Origin of the sequence: Bacillus sp. 205(2023) (assembly GCF_037027485.1) — a bacterium.
Classification (GTDB): Bacteria; Bacillota; Bacilli; order Bacillales; family Bacillaceae; genus Bacillus; species Bacillus halotolerans.
In genome coordinates this window covers 25400-44693 of sequence record NZ_JAXCHF010000010.1, presented here as the reverse complement: position 1 = coordinate 44693, position 19294 = coordinate 25400, and the positions used below count along the sequence as shown (strand labels likewise).

Below are 19294 nucleotides of genomic sequence, written 5' to 3'. Positions count from 1 at the left end.
CTTACAATCAGGAATTTCTTGTTTTATAGAGCAAATAAATAAAATAGGGGGCGCCGATCGCCGCTGTAAAAACGCCTGCCGGAACTTCGACCGGGGCAAATAAGGTTCTGCCGATGATGTCTGCTCCTAATACGAGCAGAGCCCCGATCAGTGCAGATGCCGGGAGCAGCGCACCGTAAGACGAGCCGACGAGACGCCTTGCGATGTGCGGCGCCATCAGACCGACAAAACCAATCGTTCCGGCAACCGAAACCGCACAGCCCGTAAGAGCCGTACTCAGCAGCAGGAGGAAGAACCGGTTTCTTTGCACGGAGCTTCCCGCGCCTGCCGCAATATCTTCACCGAGCATCTGTATATTCATATTTTTAAGACAGATAAAACAAATGAATAAGAGAATGACAGACAGCAACACGGCTATTTTTACATGCTGCCAGTTAGATCCGTAGACCGAACCTGTTATGTATACATTGGCTTGGGACGCCCTGTAGATCGGTCCTTTGATCATGAGCAATGTGGTCATCGCTTGTGCAGACATTGAAAATCCGATTCCGATCAGCACCAGCCGAAACGTGGAGGCGCCATTTTTGTATGCGAGTAAATAAACGATAAGTCCAACAACTGATGCCCCGATAAATGCGGCAGCCGGAAGCCATGACAGACTGATCGTCAGTGAATCGCTTCGGTCTGAGAAGAACATCATGACAAGCACCACAGCCACAGCCGCTCCGCCCGTGATTCCGATAATATCCGGGGATGCGAGAGGGTTTCTGACCAGCCCCTGCAAAATTGCGCCTGCTGCAGCCAAGCAAACGCCGGCGCATACAGCTGTCAAAATTCTTGGCATGCGGAACGACATCACCATCATTTCATCGAGCTTTGAACCTGCACCGAAAAATGTTTTGGCCACATCCCAAGGAGGAATGAACCGCTGTCCGAGACCGGCGCTTATGATGAACACAGCCGCTGTTAAACCGAGTAAAACAAAAAAGACAATCCATGCTTTCTTTTCAGCCGCTGTAAAGCCAAAACGAAGTTTCATAGATTCGCCCCCCTTCTTGCGATGTAAACAAACACAGGCATGCCGATAATCGCCGTCATAACCCCCACAGGAACCTCCTGAGGCATAATGATATATCGGGCCCCGATGTCCGCGGCAACTAGTAAAATCGCACCCAAAACAGCGGAAAACGGCAGAACCCAGCGATAATCATTGCCGATGATAAAGCGGGCAAAGTGCGGGATGATGATGCCGATAAAGGAAATCGGCCCGGCAATGGCGACAGCTGAACCGGCAAGCAGGACAATGCATAGTGCCATAGCGAATTTCAGCAGTCCCGTTTTTTGACCAAGTCCTTTGGCAACATCTTCTCCCATGACAAGAAGATTAATTTTCCGGCCGAGGAAACAGCTGATCAAAAGCGCCGCCGCGGCATACGGAAGCATTGTCATCAGCAAATCGAGACTCCTGCCCTGCACAGAGCCCGTCAGCCAAAATAGCACCTGAGCCAGCTCGAGTTCATTGACGGAAAGCATGCCTTGTGTCAGCGAAGAAAACATTGCCGCCATGGCTGCTCCAGCCAGCGTCAATTTGATCGGCGTGAGCCCTTCCCTTCCAAGCGAACCTGCGGCATAGACAATCGCGGCGGTAAAGGAAGCACCGAGAAACGAGCTCCATACAAGCGCTTGGGGTGATTGAATATGCAGAAAAAATGATCCGGCAACAATAAAAAAGCCGGCCCCTGCGTTGATTCCGAAAATCCCTGGTGATGCTAGCGGGTTTTTTGTCAGCGCCTGCATCAGAGCGCCGGCAGCCGCAAGGGAAGCGCCGACGACCGTGGCAACCAAGGCGCGCGGGAGCCTGACGTCTTTAATGATGACTTGCTCATTTGATCCGTTAAAAGATGTAAACGCTTGATAGACCTGTCCCCATGACGTACCGGTATAGCCGTATATGACACTTGCGCAGACAGCCGCCAGCAAAATGAAAAGCAGACATAATAACAAAATCCATTTCGAATAAGCCTTTTTGAAGATCATCATCCAATTCTCCTAGTGATTTACTATGTAACATTCTTCATCATGACTGCAGTAAATTGATTGTTTTTGAGAATCATCCTCAATTAATGATTGACACTCTCACCACTGCTTATTATGATCTAAATGATAATGAATTTCAATATTGGGAGGAAAAAGATGAAAAAGCATATCAGCATGCTATTTGTATTACTTATGGCCGTTATGGTGCTTTCTGCCTGTAATAGTTCAGAAAGTTCCGGAAACAGCGAGGGGTCAAGCAGCAAAACAAGAACGGTTAAACATGCAATGGGGACATCAGACAACATTCCAGCCCACCCAAAACGGATTGTCGTCTTAACAAATGAAGGAACAGAGGCGCTTTTAGCGCTTGGCATTAAACCTGTCGGGGCCGTGAAGTCATGGAAGGGCGACCCGTGGTATGACTACCTGAAAGACGATATGGAAGGTGTTAAAAACGTCGGGCTAGAAACTGAACCGAATGTGGAAGCCATCGCGGAGTTAAAGCCTGATTTGATTATTGGAAATAAAGTGCGCCAAGAAAAGATTTATGATCAGTTAAATGCGATTGCGCCTACGGTTTTTGCTGAATCTTTAGCCGGGAACTGGAAGGATAACCTGACTCTTTATGCCGACGCGGTGAATAAGGCGGACAAAGGCAAAGAAGTCATTGCCGATTTTGATAAGCGCGTTGCCGATATGAAAGATAAGCTTGGCGATCAGACAAACAAAACTGTGTCTGTTGTACGCTTTCTGTCCGGCGAGTCAAGAATCTATTATAAAGATTCATTCTCAGGCATTATTTTAGACCAGCTTGGTTTTAAACGTCCTGAAAAGCAAGTGGAGCTATTCAAGAAACAAAAGGACCAATTCACGTTCTCAACAGACAGCAAAGAATCCATTCCTGATATGGATGGCGATGTGCTTTTTTATTTCACTTATAAAGCCGATAATGCAAAAGATAATGAAAAATGGGCCAATCAGTGGACGAGCAGTTCACTATGGAAAAACCTCAAAGCTGTGAAATCAGGGAACGCCCATGAGGTCGATGACGTCGTGTGGACAACCGCAGGCGGAATCAAAGCCGCAAACTATCTGCTTGACGATATTGAAACGTATTTCTTAAAGTCTAAATAAAAAAAGAACTCCGTCTGTTTAGACGGAGTCTTTTTTGCTTTTGCCGATCAGACGCGTGACGAGGAACATGGTGACAGAAAGAGATCTGTTTTTCCGATACGCCAAGTATTTTCCGCGCCATTCGGGTTTGTATTTTTCTTTAAATGCTCGGAGCCCGCTGAAGCTGTACATGTACCGAACATTATTAAAAATGACAGCCGCGAAGCGTTCTGACCAGAAGGATGTAAAGGCCGTGCCGACATTGGCCAAGGGCGCCATGCCCATGTTAAATGACGTGCACCCCTCCTCCTTCGCCCATAAAAACATGCGGATGAACAATGCATCCATAATACCGTTCGGGGCGTCGCTGCGATAGCGCATCAGATCGACCGAGATTTCGCCTTCCTGATACATTGGCATGATATTGGCGAAAGCTACAATGTCCCCTTCGGCATTTTTCATATAGGCGATCGGCGCTCTCTGTAAATATGACGGATCAAAGAACCCGAGTGAAAAGCCCTTCTCCTTTTTCGAGCCGAGCCAATCATCGGAGATTTGTTTGAGCTCTTCTAAAAACGCTTCTGAAAATGGAGGATGATCTACATGGAAAGTATATTCCTCCCGTTCAAACCGGTTATTGATTGCCCGCAGGCCGGCTTTTTTCTTCCCTGATATGGTAAACGTGTTTAAGTCCACATAGGCTTCCTCGCCAAGTTTAAAAAAGTTGTAGCCAAAATCGTGGTACAGCGCCATGTCCTCTCGTTCGATTTGATAGAACAGAACACTGAATCCCTTTTGATGTGCTTCGTTAAGAAATTCTTCGAGCACAAGCGGGAACGACTCCTTTTGGCCGGACGGATCGCCGAGCACGACCAGCCGTCTTGCGATTTTCCCAAACAGAAGCAATGCATTGCCGTCGCTTGAGAAATAAAACCGCTTATCCCCCAGAAAGCCGAGATGGCTGAGCGCGTTGCCGCCTTTTTCATTCAAAAACTCAGCAAGACGTTCTGGATCAGCTTTTTCCCCAATTGGTTTGGTTTTCTTATGATACACCACTGTAAAGATAAAGAAGAACAGCGGAACGGCGATGACTGCCATGATGGTCGCATGTGTAATATGGGAAGTGCTGTGGACGAAATATTCATGGCGCAGCACCTTTTTCATCCGATCCCAGATGAAGCTTGCGATAATGTTATAGTTAAACAGCGCCACAGTAAACAGGGCCGCAGCGAAAATCATTTGCCCGAGCGTATAGGAAGCCTGTTCTCTGACAAATTGTTTTTTCAACAGCACAAGCAAGACGATGATAATCGGCAATATGAATATTGCACTGATATTGAGCCCTTTTAAAAAGCTGAAAACAAACCCGCCGACAAGCGCTGTAATCGCCATTGTATAGGACCGTTTTGTCCGTTTATAAAGCTCGATCGGCAATATCAGCAAAATGAGCGCTGAGCTTAAGGACAGCCCGTTGAACAGCAAAAGGACCGGACGGGGAATGTGCGGAATGACTGTCAGCCTATCAATCGGCAGTGACACCGACGCAAGGACAATGAGACCGGCTACGAACACAATAAGTGAAAGCGATCCCTGCAAAATCCTCACTAACATGGCCCGCTGTACGACAAGCAGCACGTTTGTCGTTTCGATAGCCGGTGCAATTCGCGGGTTCGTTTCAAGCCGTTTCATCGTACTTTCGGTCAGGTCGCCGGCAGCAAAGAACAGTCCCAAAACGAACGGGATAAATGAATAGACGAGCCGGTACAGCACAATCGACGTCACAATGGCTTCCTGATGGTAGCCAAGCTGCTCCATTCCGAGCAAAAACAAAAGGTCAAACGAGCCGAAGCCGCCCGGAACAAGACTGATCATGCCTCCGATTGCTGCAATCACAAATACCCCGAACACATACCTGATGTCAGCATGAATCCCCATGGCGAACAGAGACAGATAGATTACGATTCCAGCCATAAGCCATTCTGCAACGGAAGCGCCCATATAAGCGAAAATCGGATTTTTCACTTTGTCTGCGCCCTCTTCATCCCCTGCTTTGCGGCCTTTTCGTTTAGCCGCCGCCAAAGAGACCGGCACAATTAGCGCGAAGCCGATAACAACCGCCCACAGCCATGGTTTTTCATTGATGACTTCATCCACGGGCAGCAATCTTGCGACAACGAAAATGCTGAAAACTGAAAGGCCGAGCAGCATAGAGGATGTAAGCCAGGCAATTCCTTTCACCAGCGCTTTATGGTCTTTTGTATGCTCCTTATAAAACATCATTCTTAACCCGACTCCGGCTAGCCCTCCGAAGCCAAGGACATTATTAAATGAATTGGCAATCCAGGATACTCTGAACACCTTTCCGTTTGTGATCGAAAGGCGCAGCGAATATTTAAGAACGTAATCATATAGTGACATGGCCGCAACAGCGAGCAGGCCGATGAGCACAAGAATGAATAAGTCGGTCCGCTCCAGCCCGTTGATTACCATAAGCGTTCGTTTGAATGACAGGTTTGTCAATTCTTTTTTCGACTGATAAAACACAAATAGTAAAACAGCAACAGGAAAAACGATTTTTAAAATTGATAAAGCATTCTTTTTAATCAGCAATGGTCTCTCCAATCATATACAGTTCGATATTTCTTTCCCCAATAATCTCCAACTCATTATACACTACCGCTATTTTTCGGACAAAGTCTCATCTGCGGTTTATGCTGACTTTCTTTCAGCGGTTAAAATCGAGTAATATGGTAAGAGGAGCGAATGACGAGGAAGTGATCAAATGGAATATAACTTACATGATACAACAGTATTAAACGAAAATATTCTTTCATCTGAGGAACGTGAAATTTGGGTGCTTTATATGAAAGTCTTAACATCTGCCGGGCTCGGTGATGTGTCTGAGTGGATGAAGCTGGATATGAGCATGCCGCAAATGAAAGTGCTCATGCTTTTAAACAATCACGGAACGCTGAAGGTCAGTGAAATTGCAGAGAAAATGGGGGCTTCCCTGTCAAATACAACCGGGCTGCTTGACCGTCTTGAGAAATCCGGCTTTGTTAAACGCTCACACTCTAAAGAGGACCGCCGTTCAGTGGTTGTTCATTTAACGGAGGATGCGAAAAATATTTTTCGCGGGCTTTATCAAAAGGGCCATATGAAATTGAAGCGTTCCTTGGAGATGCTGTCTCCTGATGAAAAGCAAGCTGTTTCCAAAGGGCTTTCTATTCTTTCCAGAGCGCTGGAGCAGGCTAAAAAAGAATAATGTCAGCGAAGTCTGTCCTCACGCAAACTGCGGAGGCAGACTTTTTTTATTTGACATTTGATTCATTTTGAATGAATAATATATTCCGAGTGAAGTAAAAGGAGCTGATGAATATGCATAAGGCATTGGCAGATCAAAAAAGCCAAAAGTGGGCGATCAGCCTGTTTACCATCGGTGTGTTTATGGCTGCGCTGGATAACGGGATCATCTCCGCTGCGCTGACCACGATAAACGAATCGTTTGCCGTTTCTCCGTCTTGGGGTTCATGGGGCATTACGCTTTATACGCTCGGTCTCAGCGTCAGTGTGCCGATCGTCGGAAAGCTTTCCGACCGCTACGGCAGAAAAAAGCTGTTTCTTATTGAAGTCTGCCTTTTCGGGCTTGGTTCTTTGCTTGTCGCTTTAAGCCAAAGCTTTCCGCTTTTTCTTATCTCACGGCTGATTCAGGCGCTTGGAGGCGGCGGGATTTTCATCATCGGAAGTTCTCACGTCCTTGCTACACTTCGAAAGGAAAAGCAAGGGAAGGCCCTTGGTTTGCTAGGGGCGATGAACGGGATGGCTGCTGTGCTCGGACCCAATATCGGAAGCTTTCTGCTTGATTGGACCGGGTCATGGCATTGGCTGTTTTTGATTAACCTGCCGATTGCAGTGCTGCTGGTTGTTTTCGGTGCATTTTTTATTGTGGAAACCAAAGCGCCGGAGGCCAAACGTCTCGACACGGCCGGAATTTTTCTTCTGTCCTTGTCAATTTTGGCTGTCATGTACGGCATGACAAACCTGGACGGGGCAAATCTCTTAAAAAGCCTGGGAGACCCTGAGGTTTATGGATGTATTGTTTTCGGTATTTTTTGTTTTGCGGCGCTCGTATGGTTTGAGAAGCGGATGGAAATGCGCGGGGGCGATCCCATTCTGGCGTATTCTTTACTTCGGAATCACATGTTTCAGCGAACGCTTATCATCGGTTTTTTATCCGGGGGCCTCTTGGCGGCGGTTATTTTTATTCCGTCATATGTTGAGCAATATTTAGGCGTTCCTGCCGCAAAAGCGGGCTATTGGATGACACCTCTTGCCTTAGCTTCCGGAATCGGCGCTTGGCTTGGCGGAGCGCTCACCGACAAAAAAGGACCGGTGAAAACTGTTGTGCTATCAGGAATCATTTCATGCGCGGGATTTGCTTTATTTCCGCTTTGGGTGACGGAAAAATGGGAGTTTGTCATTGCAAGCGTGGCGGCCGGCATCGGTTTTGGCTTTCTGCTAGGCGCTCCGCTGAATGTTCTTGTATCAGAAGCAGCTAAAGCGAATAAGGGCACGGCGCTCGGCACGCTTTCATTAGTAAGGCAAATCGGACTGACATTGGCGCCTACTCTTTATGCAGGTTTTATCACAGCAGGGTTTGACCAAATCGGCGATGAAATCAGCAGCCGCTTATCGGACAGCGGACAGTCAGGGAAGGCTATGCAAATGATTCCCGAGATCGACAGTTCAGATGTTTCTTCTTTACAAGAACAAATCGAACGCATTCCTGTGCCTGAAGTCAAAACTGCGATAAGCGATGCCATTCATGCCAGTGTTGCCAGCGGCTATGATCATTTATATGCGGCGGCGGCTGTGATTTCTCTGCTGGTGATTACAGCAATCAGTCTCCCGGCTTTCCGCCGGCAAAAGCGTTAAGACCACCCCATCCGTTTGGAAAGCTCCGTAATATGAGCGATATGGTGATGTGAGTGCCAGACATACAGCCCAAGCGCGTTCTCTAGGGTAATGATCTCTTTTGTATCGGGATGGTAAAATCCGCGCTGAAATTGCTGATCCGTCAGAGTGCGAAGAAGAGCCGTCCATCTTCCGTGAAGCTCCTGCAAAAGCGCGAGTGAACCGCTCGGCTCCGCTGTTTTGGAGTCTTCAAGCTCCGACCATGCTTTTTCATCATACGGACGGATGGCCGGCGTCTCTTCTGTCAAACTTAATTTAAAACGGATATAGCTATTCATATGACTGTCAGCCAGATGATGAACAACTTGCCGGACGGTCCATCCGCCGTCTCGGTACGGTGTATCAAGCTGGCTGTCCGTCATTCCCTCAACGGCTTGCTTCAGCTTAGCCGGCACTTCCTCCAGCACTTGAATCCATTCTTCTTTCTGCTCGTTTGATATGAATTTACTAGGTTTGTACTCTCCTATTGGATAGCTTAAATTGGCTGTTGACATGCGCATCTCCCTCCTGAATGCTTTATTCAATCTTTATTATTTTACAAGAAAACGATTGTTTATTGTGTTATTTTCCCATACAATAAAAAAACGACACTAGTGTCACTTTTATGAACAGGAGGAGAAAACTATGGGTCAATCATTGTTTTGGAGAAATAAAGGGCTGATGACGCTGTTAGCCTCGCAAACGATTTCTTCCCTTGGCGACTGGCTGCACATTTTGGCCGTCTTAACATTAGCCGCCTTTCAGCTGGATGCTTCTTCACTGGATATGTCTTTTTTAATGATGTCATTTGCACTGCCTGTCATTGTTCTCGGCCCCGTATCGGGTGTGCTTGCAGACAGATTTGACAGAAAAATGATCATGTTTCTGTCTGAAATCGGCCGCACCCTCACCGTTATCAGCTGTGTTTATGTCAGTGAGCTTTGGCAGCTTTACGTATTGCTCAGCCTTCAGAGCTGTTTTTCTTCATTGTTTTCACCTTCTAAAAACGGTAAGCTTAAGGAATTGACATCAGAAGCTTTCCTTCAGCAGGCCGTTTCTATCAGCAGCATCATCGATAACACTGCAAAAATTTTCGGTCCCGCGCTTGGCGGCATAATGGTCGCCGCAGTCTCCATTCATTCCGTTTTCTTCATCAACGCGGGCGCTTTTCTTCTATCTGCTGTCATTTTGTTTTTGCTTCCGAGAGATGCATTTCAGCAAACATCCAATACACCTCAAGACAAAACATCAGCACTTGCTTCTATAAAAGAAGGTTTTCTATTTATGAAACAGACACCTCTTCTATTGACGGGCTTGTTCACGGCTTGCTTTGTTCTCTTCATATTGCAGATAGGCGATTCACAGGCTATTATTCTCATCCGCTCTTTTCCCGGTGCGCCGCCCGAACTTGCAGGATGGTGCATGGCCGTAAGCGGGGCCGGCATGTTGCTGACGGCGGCCATTGTAGGGAAAAGGCGAATTTCCTCTTATCTGCTTTATTTCACACTGGGGGCATGTCTGCTTGGAATAGCAACTGGATGTGTGCCATTTCTGGGAGGCCTCGGAATTGTTGGCACAGCACTTTTTATCTTCGCTTTTTTCATCATGGGAGCAGCTTTCGGGCTCGTTCATATCCCGTTTCAAATTCTTGTTCAGACGTCCGTGCCTGTTGATTATAGCGGCAGAGTGTTTGGCGCTATTCAGAGCATGACGACTCTCGCCTCCATTCTCGGCATAGCGGGCGGGGGCGTGCTGGCCGAATTGATCGGCGTATCTCTTGCTTTTCTGATCTGTGGCTGCTTGCTGATTGCGGCCGGGTTGACTACACTTATAGGTAAGAAAATGGCAGAAAGCAGGCGATATTTTGTCACCGAAAGTAACAAAGGAGCACAAAGATAAACGGCAAGCGGAGATTTTAGAAGCCGCCAAAACCGTTTTTAAACGAAAAGGATTTGAATTAACGACAATGAAGGACGTTGTGGAAGAATCGGGCTTCAGCAGAGGCGGCGTCTATCTTTATTTTTCCAGTACAGAAGAGATGTTTCGCCGCATCATTGAGGCCAACCTCGATGAAGGGCTCCGAAAGCTGGATGAATCAGCTGAAAACCGAAGTGTCTGGGAGACTATTACCAGCTACCTCGATGGACTGACTGAAGGCCTGCGTGAAGCGGCGGATACATTGGCGCCGGTACAATTTGAATATTTGGTGACGGCTTGGCGCAATGAAGAACGGCGCGAGTATTTGGAGAAGCGTTATGATCTTTTTGTGACAAGGTTTTCGAAGCTTTTGCAAAAAGGAATCGATCAAGGGGAATTTCAGCCGCTGCAGCCTCTGGCGACGATTACTAAGTTTTTTCTTAATGTGAACGATGGCATAATCCAGAACGCGCTTTATTTCAATGAAGATAAAGCTGATGTATCAGGAATGGCAGAAGCAGCTAAACTGTATTTAAAAACAGTATTGCAAGTGAATGAAACATAAAAATCACGGCAGGAACGTTTCTCCTGCCGTGATTTTTCAGCCTGCGTGGTCTCGCACTTCCATTTTTACTTTTCGCCTCTTCGGCTGATAGATTTTCCCTACAAACAAATATCCATATTTAAACTTGTTCAGTGCCCAGGATGTCAGGATCGGGCCCGCTGTGCAGACGGCAAACAGCAAGAAAACGGCCGGCATGGCGGGAATGTCTGGCATATTTAACAGCAAAACATAGCCAATGATCATAAAATAAGCGTGCAGCAGATAAATCGAAAAGGAATAGTTACTGATAAACATAATGATTTTCGGCACCTGCTTTATGTTAGAAAACAGGTGAAAGCACAGGAAAATCATACTTGTTGAATAAAGCATGATGTCAGGCCGCTTTGAGCTGATCATGCCGACCTCTCCGAAATAAGAAACAGCCACAACCAACGCGGCGGACCCGACCGCAGCGCCGTATACCGCCCAGCGGTATTGATTCAGCAGCGCTAAAAACCGCTTGTACTCTTTTCCGCAGTAATAAGCGAGACAAAAGTAGAAAAGCCAGCCTGCAAACGGAACCCAGAAGAACGGAAATGAACCGTCTTGTTCAGAAGCGGGTGCCGGACTGACTGCTGAGAAATAGCCCAAATAAGCGGCTGTCACCACAAACGAAACAGACAGCACCCATTTTGGCGATGCTTTTTTCAAATACTCATGAAAGAGCATGTGCAGGATATAAAATTGGAAGATGACAAGAATGAAATATCCGATAAAGTTTCCTAAAAATACGTTTTCCAGATATTTCTGCATAAACGCCAGAAAAGTCAGCTTTCCCCCCATTGCACTGGCCATCAGCAAGGCATCAATGGCTGCGATAAACAAAAAGGGAATAAAAATCACTTTTCCTCTCTTCTTCAAAAACCCCTCCGGCACCCCGTCAGGATAAGAACGCGCCAGCAAAAACTCAGAGATGAAAATGAAAGCAGGCGTGCTGAACATCAGGAGTGTGCGCAAAGAATCAACCGTGTGAGAAATATCAGCAAGTGCTTCCGCCTGAAGCATCAGGACCATTGAAATGATATGGAGCAGAACGACACTTAAGCACGAAATGCAGCGGATCACAAAAATTTCTTTGATTTGCATAACAGCGCTCCTTTATTTCAAATTTTTAGAAATCGATGGTTGTACCATAACACACCTGCTTCCATTGAAAAAAGTGCCTGATTTCTTATCTTTCAGTATGCATGAACGACTAAGACCCATAAAGACCCATAACTTTTTGGCATACCGCCCTCAGCCATTTGTCCCGTACAGCCGGTCTGCTATGCTTGAGGCGCGGGAACAGTGTCCTGTTCACTTTTTTGATTCCGCAAAATTACAAAATGCCTTTTTTGATAGTAATCCAATCCGCGTTTGTCTGGCATCCACGAGTAAAATTACCAAAAAAGCCGGCGTTGCGGAAGGGACCATTTGTCATGAAGGTGGCGGCTCCTGCATTTGCGAAAAGCTTCAGCAGAAGTGTTTGAGCAGGATTATCCGTTATATGAAGTATTCATTCGGGAAGTGCTGAATAACTGGATTAGAACTTACAAAAAGGTCAGTTTTCGTTCTGACTTTCTGCTCTTTTCAACCTGTCAGAATACAAAAAACCTGCTGTAACTGAACAGCAGGTTTTAACATAGCCGCATATCTTGAAGCATTAGTTCGTATTTAGTCCCCCGCCATTCAATCCTTCTTTGATATAGGCGTTGACTTGGCTATTAGAAAGCAATCCAATATGTCCAATGCCATACAGCTGGATGTTTCTGGCTCCTTGTAATCGAGACAAGCCATTGATTACAATTTCATCATTCAGACTGTAGATCGATGTATAGAGGATCTTTTGATTAGGATCTGTACCCGGCAGCGCAACAGATGACACTAAACCATTAGCCCCTCCGAGCGTGACAACATTTTGAATCTTATTGCCCCCGCCTAAATATTTTATAGCATACAGCGTATTGGCTCCTCCCATACTATGAGCCACGATATCTACTTTCTTAGCTCCTGTTTCTTTTAACACGCGATCAATATATGCTGCAAGCTGCGGCCCGTTATTTAGGTTATTCCCTGTTTTATCATAAAAATCAATTGCATACAGTTTATTGCTTTGCCAGCCCTGAGAGATTAAGTAATGTTTAATAGCAAAAAAATTGTATGATGCACCGCTAATCCCATGAATAAGAACAACAGGGTTATGTGCTGTTTCCGCCTTTGCACTTGAAGGCGGAGCTGCTAGAATAGACAAAATCATTGATAGACAAATAGATGATGCAATAAGTAATCTTTTCATTTTCCGTTTCTCCTCAATCATGTAATTACCAAAATGATTATACAGTTAAATTTAAACTTGGTAAATATAAACTTATCAGAATATTCAATTTCATTATTATTTTGATGAAAGCATAAATTTGTCTATTGGCAGTTGTCTTCCATACACTCGAAAGAAACTTGAAAGGACTATAAGCGTAAGGAGACATGCGGTTGTGTTCCCAGTCTCCCTTTCCTATAATATAGGGAACAGATGAAAGCTAGACATGAGAATAGATGGCATTCACTATTTTATATAAGAATTCACATTTGTTTTTGCCGGTATAAGAGAAAAGAACGATACGATTTTGCGGCGGCAGGGAATTTAAAAAGTTTCTTTTTTGCAAAAACAGCCATAGACACGGAGGACAGCATGAGAGTATTAAAATATGCCATATTAGGGCTTTTACGAAAAGGCGAATTGAGCGGATATGATATTACAAGTTATTTCAAAGCGGAGCTCGGCCAGTTTTGGAGCGCCAAGCACAGCCAGATTTATCCGGAGCTCAAAAAGCTGACAGATGAAGGTTTTATCACATTCCGGACAACGATTCAGGGCACAAAACTTGAGAAAAAAATGTATACCTTGACTGACAGCGGAAAACAGGAGCTTCACGTGTGGCTGACCCGCCACCACCCTATTCCGGAAACGGTGAAGGATGAATTTATGCTGAAGGCTTATTTCATTTCTTCTCTGTCACGCCAGGAGGCAGCCGACTTGTTTACAGACCAGCTGCTGAAGCGCAAGGAGAAGCTCGCTGATCTGCAAGGCAGTTATGAAAAGCTAATGGCCTCAGCGGAGCCGATGTCGTTTTCATCACCGGATTTCGGCCACTATCTGGTACTGACAAAAGCGCTGGAACGGGAGAAGAATTACGTATCATGGCTGGAGCATATTTTAGCCCTGATACAAGAGGATACCCAGGAGCGGCCTTAAGGCTGTTACAGCATTATCGGCCGTCCGTCAAACAACAATTGGAACATAGACTGAACCTGACAGAACACACGATATTATAATAATAAAAAGCACCTGCCCGGAGGCGGATGCTTTTACGTTCGGAGCGCTTTCAGCCCCGCTGTGAAGGTGACGGCGGCAAAAGCAAGCAAGATGCCGCAAATGCCGAGTATATCCGTGATGGTTGCCCCGTTAGCGATAATTTCTGTCAGTCCGCTCATCGCCCACTTTTGAGGGAGAAAGTCAGCAATGGACTGCATCAGCTTCGGCTCAATTTCTATCGGCCAATACATTCCGCTCACCATACACGTCGCAATAACGAACAAGTTGCCGAAAGCAAGCTGCTGTTCTGGTGTTCTGACATTGGCAGCAATCATCAGCCCGATGCCCACGACTGCAAACAGAAAAAAGGATACTAACACGATCAGTGCAGCCGGATTGCCCCAGCTGATTCCGAACAGCCAATGGGATGCGAGAAGCAGCATTCCAAATTGAATCCAGCCTATCACAAAGAACGACAGCACATACCCCGCTCCGATTTCCGCGCGGCTGACAGACGCGGTGAGCAGTCTCGGCCAGACGCCGCTTTTTCGCGCTTCTAATATCGTGCCCGCTGCCCCCATCATTGTCAGCATCACAAACAGAATGGAAAAGCCTGCAGCTCGCGAAGCTGTGTCACTTACGCCCTTGCCTTCTTTTTTATCATTGAGAGATTCCCGTTTTACAGCTGGGGCGCTATCTTCATAATCTTTGGCGATTACCGTTTTATAAGCCGATTTCCAGCTTTCCCTCGCCGCCTCGGCCGCGGTTTTTGCCGCGGTTACCTGAATGTTGAGCTTTGCCAGCTTGCTTTCGGCATACTGTTTAGCGACTGGCGCTTCTGTCAGCTCTGGACCGTGGCTGAAGACCAGCTCCGGCTTCTCTCCTTTTTCCAGCTTCTCTTGGAAAGAGCGAGAAATGGTGATGACTCCGGCAATTTTCTTTTGTTTCAGTTTTTCTGAAGCTTTGCTTTTAGTCATCGTTTGAAATGTATACATATCATCATGTTGCTTGAGCTCCCGGAAATAATGCTGTGAAAGAAGCGTGTCATCCTGATCGACGATCGCAAGCCGCACCTTATTATCATTTCCGCCGAGCAGACCGCCGAATACAAAGGTCAGCAGCAGCGGGGCAGCGAACATCATTAAATAGTTCTGCGGCTTCTTAAAAATGAGAGAAAGCTCAACGCCGCAAATGGCTATGATTTTTTTCACCGTGTTTTACCTCCTTATCTTGTGTGAAGCCTTCTGATGCCAACAGCCAGTGAACAAAGACCGATTGCCGCAAAAAGAAGGACCGGCGTTTGAAGTTCAGCCCAGCCTCCCCCCTCCATTAAGGAAAGAAAGCCCTCGAGCGCCCATCGATTTGGCACCGCCTTTGAAACAGATTGCAGAAAATCCGGAAATTGATAAAACGGAAGCATAGAACCGCCGAGAACAGCAAGCACCTGAATTCCAAAACCTCCTAAAACATCTGCTGACTTCATATCGCTGATGCACGAAGCAAGAAGCATTGAAATGCCGGATACAGCTGCTGCGAAGGAAAGCCCCAGCACGCACACAAACAAGAGATTGTCTCCCCAGTCCACATCAAATATATTGATGGTCACAATAAGAAAAATGAAAAATTGTATAATGGCAAACAAATAGGTTCCGAGCCACTTCCCGAAGAGAATGGCGTATTTTTGTGCAGGCGTCATCAGCAGTCTGGCAAGGGTTTCTGTTTCCTTTTCCAGCAAAAATGATTTCGCGCCGACCGTCATATGAAACAGCATAAACATGCAAAGCATTGCCGCCGAATAGTATTGAAAACTGGTAACTTCTTTTGCGCCGACTGATTTCTCAGTAACAGCAAGCCTGGCACCCGCTTCTTTTTCAAGCGTCTTAGCAAGATTTTCTGCTATGAGGGAAGGATTGAGCTTTCCTTGTTTTACAGCTTCCGTCTTGGTGACATATTCCATCGAGGCGGATGCCGCTTCTCGTACCGCCTTGTATTGGTCTATAAAAGACACTGCAGCCGTTTCTATGATAGAGCTTTTTAATTCCTGATCAGTGCCAGCATAGACAGCGGCCGGTTTCTTGCCGGATCCCCAATGTGCCGGGACGGCAATTCCGACATCAATTTTCTTTTCCGCCAGCAGCTTTTTCATTTCCTTTTTACTGCTCGCTTCTGTGACCTTGATCATCTTCATTTTTTCAAGTACGTCTGTTTTAAACATCTTCGACGCGCCTGACTGATCAGATTGGACATAGCCAACTTTGATTTCATCAATCTCGCTGCCTCCGCCAAGGATTGATCCAAGAGCGGTCCCTAATATGGCTGTTAAGATCAGCGGCATTAGGATAAGCATCATAAACCCTTTTTTGTCCGTGATTCTGATTTTGACATCTTTCCATGCAATCCATATTGCTTTTTTCATCGTCGCCCCTCCTAATCCCGCAATGTGCGGCCTGTCAGATTCAGAAACAGCCGTTCCAGATTTGGTTCCTGAACCTGAAGAGACAGGAGATTCGTTTGATGGGCAGCGGCTTCCGTGAGCAGGCCGGTGACTACTTTCTCATTGTGCGCCGCAGCAACCTCAATTTTGAGCTCTGATTCATTCACTGTTACATCATTCACATGGGCAAGCGAGCGGATAGCAGAAAGAAATCCTTCATCTGCCCCGCTGACAGTCATCTGGATGATCGTGTCTCCTCCAAGACGGCTGCACAAGTCGTTTTTTGTGCCGATCGCAATCATTTCTCCCTGATCAATAATGCCGATCCGGTCACATAAATACTCGACCTCTTCCATGTAGTGACTCGTATAGATCACGGTCATGCCTGTTTCGTTGAGCTGTTTGACCGTTTCTAAAATATGATTTCTCGATTGAGGGTCGATGCCGACGGTCGGTTCATCCATGATAAGCAGCTCAGGCTTATGCATAAGGGCGGCGCCGATGTTGATTCTCCGTTTCATTCCGCCGGAGAATGTTTCGATTTTATCTTTAGCCCGCTCAGTAAGCCCTACATATTCAAGGACTTCTGCTGATCTTTTTTTGGCCTCTCCATGCGTGAGTCCATACATTTTCCCCCAGAATACGAGATTTTCTTGAGCCGTCAGTGTCGGGTACAGGGCGATTTCCTGCGGGACGATGCCGATTTTTTGTTTGGCTTTGTTCGTGTCTTTACCGATAACATACCCGCCGACTGTAATCTCCCCTCCGTCAAGCGGCACAAGTCCGGAAATCATAGAAATGGTTGTGGACTTCCCCGCTCCGTTCGGTCCGAGAAGTCCGAACGACTCACCCTTTCTCAAGGAAAAAGAGATTCCTTTGACAATTGTTTTTTTTCCGTATGCCTTTTTGATATTTTCTGCTTGAAGCACGCCGTTTCACTCCTTTTTTTGTCCCATTGCCATTGTAGAAGAGATTGAGGGGTAAAACATGTGGCGCCGGATAGAACATCGGGCATAAAAAAAAGGCCTGTGACAGGCCTTTTCAGGGCAACGCATATGCCAAACGTCATCTATCAAAAGACAGATACGCCATGTCTGACGGAATAAATGGCGGCTTGGGTTCTGTCTCTGACCGACAGTTTGCTGATAATGTTTGACACGTGATTTTTCACTGTTCCTTCTGTAATGTACAGCTTTTCGGCAATTTCTTTATTGTTCAGCCCGTACCCAAGCTCAGCCAGCACTTCCATTTCACGCTCGGTCAGGTCGAGCAGCTCCTTCGGTTTTTCTTTCTCTTCCGTTCCTTTCAGCTGTTTTTCCCGTTTCCATTCATTCAGCATTTGGGCTGTGAGTTCCGGCGGGAGCACCATTCCTCCTGATTGAACAGTCATCACCGCTTTCACAATCGTATCGGCTGACATGTCCTTTAACAGGTACCCGCTTGCCCCTTCTTCAAGCGCTTCGGCAATCAGCTCTGAATCTTTAAAGGTCGTCAGCATCAGCACCTTTACGCCCGGCAGCGAGCTGGTGATCAATTTTGTTCCCTCCACCCCGTTGGACACCGGCATGCGGATGTCCATCAATACGATATCCGGTTCCAGCTCTTTCGCCTTTTCAAAGGCTTCCTGTCCGTTTCGCGCCGTGGCGATGACATCGAGCTCTTCCCGGAGCTGAAGCAGAGACGCCAGCCCTTCTCTGACGATATCCTGATCGTCGGTAATGATGATTTTAATCATGATAAACTCTCCTTTTGCTGTGCGGGCCCAAAGCTCCATTTTTTATTGGCCAAAGAAAATTCCGCAATCACGGTAAATCCTTGATCCCGCTCGCTTTCAAAACGGATCATCCCGCCATGTTCGGCCGCCCGCTTTTTCATATTCAAGAGACCAAATCCCAGCGCGGCCTCAGGATTTCCTTTTCCGTCATCTTTAATCAAAAGACTGACTGTTTCCGGTGAACACGTGAGCTGAATCGAGCAGGCAGTGGCGCCGCCGTGACGTTTTGCATTGGTCAGCGCCTCCTGCACCGTTCTGATCAAAGTCGGATGCAGAGACAGCGGGACCAGCGCAGGATCGCCGCTGACCGTCAGTTCAGATGTGACGCCCGCATTTTTGTAAAAGTCTTCTGTCAGTTGTTTCAGCGATTCAATGAATGAGGGATCGTTCTCCGTTTGCAGAGTTCGGACTGATAAGCGGATATCGCCGAGTGCTTCACGGGCGAGCGTTTCACAGACGCCGACTGTCTCCTCCGCTTTTTGACTGTCTCTTTTTTGCCATTCACGCAGAAGCTGCAGCTGGACGAGGAGCGCCGTCATTTTATGCCCGACTGTATCATGGATGTCCCTTGCCATTCTGTTCCGCTCATGAATGGCAGTCAGTTCTTCAACCTGCTTCGCATATAAATGCAGCTCCTGGTGCGCAGCAGACAGCGCCAGGTGGGACTTCGTCAGTTCCTGATACTGCTGTTTTGCCGTTTCCTCCGCATCCATCAGCTTGCGGATTAATTTGCCTACGACTCCGCAGAAGACAACAAATGTCATGCTGGTAATGTGATCCATGACGTATTCATTGCCGGCTAGCAGATATGTACGTATGAGGACAATTGAAAACAAAATTGAGCAAAGACATAACAAAAACCATGCCATTTTTCTATTGAACCCGCGCAGAAAAAATGCGACAGCTACCGGGCATAGCATAATAATGAACAAGCCATTGCCGGGAAACATGAATCCAAACGAAAAGCCGACCGTAAGATCAATCAGACAAAACCAGACGTCATACTTCTCTGTTTTCAGCAGAAAATGATTGGCTGCATACACGGCAGCTCCTAACGCTATAAATAGATATTCAAACCAGTTATCATCCTTTACAAGGGACAGATACATCGAACAGCTCACCATCAAGGTGAAAATTCTTGTAAACAAAAGAGCCTTCACGCTCATCACTCCT

Annotated in this window: 17 protein-coding genes; 6 read left to right on the top strand and 11 right to left on the bottom strand. The window is 46.6% G+C overall.

The features are described 5' to 3' along the window. Positions 1-7: 7 nt before the first annotated feature. Entirely contained in the window at positions 8-1039 is a 1032-nt protein-coding gene (locus tag WA325_RS18450) for a FecCD family ABC transporter permease (RefSeq protein WP_101863577.1), read from the bottom strand. Beyond that, a complete protein-coding gene (locus WA325_RS18445; protein WP_105954859.1) occupies positions 1036-2037 on the bottom strand; it encodes a FecCD family ABC transporter permease in 1002 nt (333 codons plus the stop codon). Before WA325_RS18445 ends, WA325_RS18450 begins: the two co-directional genes overlap by 4 nt. Before the next feature lie 156 nt (positions 2038-2193). Here WA325_RS18445 and WA325_RS18440 point away from each other — a divergent pair, with 156 nt between their 5' ends. After that, a complete protein-coding gene (locus WA325_RS18440) occupies positions 2194-3171 on the top strand; it encodes an ABC transporter substrate-binding protein (protein ID WP_105991393.1) in 978 nt (325 codons plus the stop codon). An 18-nt stretch (positions 3172-3189) separates the two neighbouring features. On the opposite strand, the gene mprF is transcribed toward WA325_RS18440, so the two are convergent. Further along, positions 3190-5760 carry a bifunctional lysylphosphatidylglycerol flippase/synthetase MprF gene (mprF, locus tag WA325_RS18435; protein WP_336184067.1) on the bottom strand — a complete coding sequence of 857 codons (2571 nt, stop codon included), beginning with the start codon at positions 5758-5760 and terminating at the stop codon, positions 3190-3192. Positions 5761-5932: 172 nt separating this feature from the next. Here mprF and WA325_RS18430 point away from each other — a divergent pair, with 172 nt between their 5' ends. Further along, positions 5933-6415, top strand: coding sequence for a MarR family transcriptional regulator (locus WA325_RS18430; RefSeq protein WP_336184066.1), 483 nt, complete (start codon positions 5933-5935; stop codon positions 6413-6415). Between the two features lie 113 nt (positions 6416-6528). Continuing rightward, entirely contained in the window at positions 6529-8085 is a 1557-nt protein-coding gene (locus WA325_RS18425; RefSeq protein WP_336184065.1) for an MFS transporter, read from the top strand. Here the strand turns inward: WA325_RS18425 and bstA are convergent. Beyond that, the gene (bstA, locus tag WA325_RS18420) at positions 8082-8618 is read right to left on the bottom strand and encodes a bacillithiol transferase BstA (RefSeq protein WP_202853467.1); all 537 of its coding nucleotides are present in this window, start codon (positions 8616-8618) and stop codon (positions 8082-8084) included. The genes WA325_RS18425 and bstA overlap by 4 nt on opposite strands. A 130-nt stretch (positions 8619-8748) precedes the next feature. Here bstA and WA325_RS18415 point away from each other — a divergent pair, with 130 nt between their 5' ends. Further along, entirely contained in the window at positions 8749-10002 is a 1254-nt protein-coding gene (locus WA325_RS18415; RefSeq protein WP_248339862.1) for an MFS transporter, read from the top strand. Beyond that, positions 9968-10585 (top strand): TetR/AcrR family transcriptional regulator, encoded by a 618-nt coding sequence (locus tag WA325_RS18410; protein ID WP_227599235.1) that lies wholly within the window; start codon positions 9968-9970, stop codon positions 10583-10585. Before WA325_RS18415 ends, WA325_RS18410 begins: the two co-directional genes overlap by 35 nt. A gap of 36 nt (positions 10586-10621) precedes the next feature. On the opposite strand, the gene WA325_RS18405 is transcribed toward WA325_RS18410, so the two are convergent. Together WA325_RS18405 and WA325_RS18400 are read right to left on the bottom strand one after the other, a co-directional pair. Further along, positions 10622-11710 (bottom strand): acyltransferase family protein, encoded by a 1089-nt coding sequence (locus WA325_RS18405; RefSeq protein ID WP_336184064.1) that lies wholly within the window; start codon positions 11708-11710, stop codon positions 10622-10624. 556 nt (positions 11711-12266) lie between these two features. Next, positions 12267-12899, bottom strand: a complete 633-nt coding sequence (locus WA325_RS18400) for an esterase/lipase family protein (RefSeq protein WP_336184063.1) — start codon at positions 12897-12899, stop codon at positions 12267-12269. 390 nt (positions 12900-13289) lie between these two features. On the opposite strand from WA325_RS18400, the gene WA325_RS18395 reads away from it, so the two are divergent. Beyond that, positions 13290-13853, top strand: a complete 564-nt coding sequence (locus WA325_RS18395) for a PadR family transcriptional regulator (RefSeq protein ID WP_336184062.1) — start codon at positions 13290-13292, stop codon at positions 13851-13853. A 113-nt stretch (positions 13854-13966) separates the two neighbouring features. Here WA325_RS18395 and WA325_RS18390 read toward each other — a convergent pair whose 3' ends face one another. The 5 genes from WA325_RS18390 to WA325_RS18370 all read right to left on the bottom strand — a co-directional run bounded on the left by WA325_RS18390 (position 13967) and on the right by WA325_RS18370 (position 19281). Continuing rightward, positions 13967-15124, bottom strand: a complete 1158-nt coding sequence (locus WA325_RS18390; protein WP_326325641.1) for an ABC transporter permease — start codon at positions 15122-15124, stop codon at positions 13967-13969. A 14-nt stretch (positions 15125-15138) separates the two neighbouring features. After that, the gene (locus tag WA325_RS18385) at positions 15139-16329 is read right to left on the bottom strand and encodes an ABC transporter permease (protein ID WP_326325639.1); all 1191 of its coding nucleotides are present in this window, start codon (positions 16327-16329) and stop codon (positions 15139-15141) included. Positions 16330-16340: 11 nt separating this feature from the next. After that, complete coding sequence (locus WA325_RS18380) at positions 16341-17276, bottom strand: ABC transporter ATP-binding protein (protein ID WP_336184061.1); 936 nt, start codon at positions 17274-17276, stop codon at positions 16341-16343. Between the two features lie 143 nt (positions 17277-17419). Continuing rightward, positions 17420-18082 (bottom strand): two-component system response regulator LnrK, encoded by a 663-nt coding sequence (gene lnrK, locus WA325_RS18375; RefSeq protein WP_095714604.1) that lies wholly within the window; start codon positions 18080-18082, stop codon positions 17420-17422. Then, the gene (locus tag WA325_RS18370; RefSeq protein ID WP_336184060.1) at positions 18079-19281 is read right to left on the bottom strand and encodes a sensor histidine kinase; all 1203 of its coding nucleotides are present in this window, start codon (positions 19279-19281) and stop codon (positions 18079-18081) included. Before WA325_RS18370 ends, lnrK begins: the two co-directional genes overlap by 4 nt. Positions 19282-19294: the final 13 nt, after the last annotated feature.

What these genes read in the sequence shown, in the direction of transcription:
- WA325_RS18450 (WP_101863577.1), bottom strand. Translation starts at nt 1,039, where the DNA reads ATGAAACTTCGTTTTGGCTTTACAGCGGCTGAAAAGAAAGCATGGATT.
- WA325_RS18445 (WP_105954859.1), bottom strand. Translation starts at nt 2,037, where the DNA reads ATGATCTTCAAAAAGGCTTATTCGAAATGGATTTTGTTATTATGTCTG.
- WA325_RS18440 (WP_105991393.1), top strand. Translation starts at nt 2,194, where the DNA reads ATGAAAAAGCATATCAGCATGCTATTTGTATTACTTATGGCCGTTATG.
- WA325_RS18430 (WP_336184066.1), top strand. Translation starts at nt 5,933, where the DNA reads ATGGAATATAACTTACATGATACAACAGTATTAAACGAAAATATTCTT.
- WA325_RS18425 (WP_336184065.1), top strand. Translation starts at nt 6,529, where the DNA reads ATGCATAAGGCATTGGCAGATCAAAAAAGCCAAAAGTGGGCGATCAGC.
- bstA (WP_202853467.1), bottom strand. Translation starts at nt 8,618, where the DNA reads ATGTCAACAGCCAATTTAAGCTATCCAATAGGAGAGTACAAACCTAGT.
- WA325_RS18415 (WP_248339862.1), top strand. Translation starts at nt 8,749, where the DNA reads ATGGGTCAATCATTGTTTTGGAGAAATAAAGGGCTGATGACGCTGTTA.
- WA325_RS18405 (WP_336184064.1), bottom strand. Translation starts at nt 11,710, where the DNA reads ATGCAAATCAAAGAAATTTTTGTGATCCGCTGCATTTCGTGCTTAAGT.
- WA325_RS18400 (WP_336184063.1), bottom strand. Translation starts at nt 12,899, where the DNA reads ATGAAAAGATTACTTATTGCATCATCTATTTGTCTATCAATGATTTTG.
- WA325_RS18395 (WP_336184062.1), top strand. Translation starts at nt 13,290, where the DNA reads ATGAGAGTATTAAAATATGCCATATTAGGGCTTTTACGAAAAGGCGAA.
- WA325_RS18385 (WP_326325639.1), bottom strand. Translation starts at nt 16,329, where the DNA reads ATGAAAAAAGCAATATGGATTGCATGGAAAGATGTCAAAATCAGAATC.
- lnrK (WP_095714604.1), bottom strand. Translation starts at nt 18,082, where the DNA reads ATGATTAAAATCATCATTACCGACGATCAGGATATCGTCAGAGAAGGG.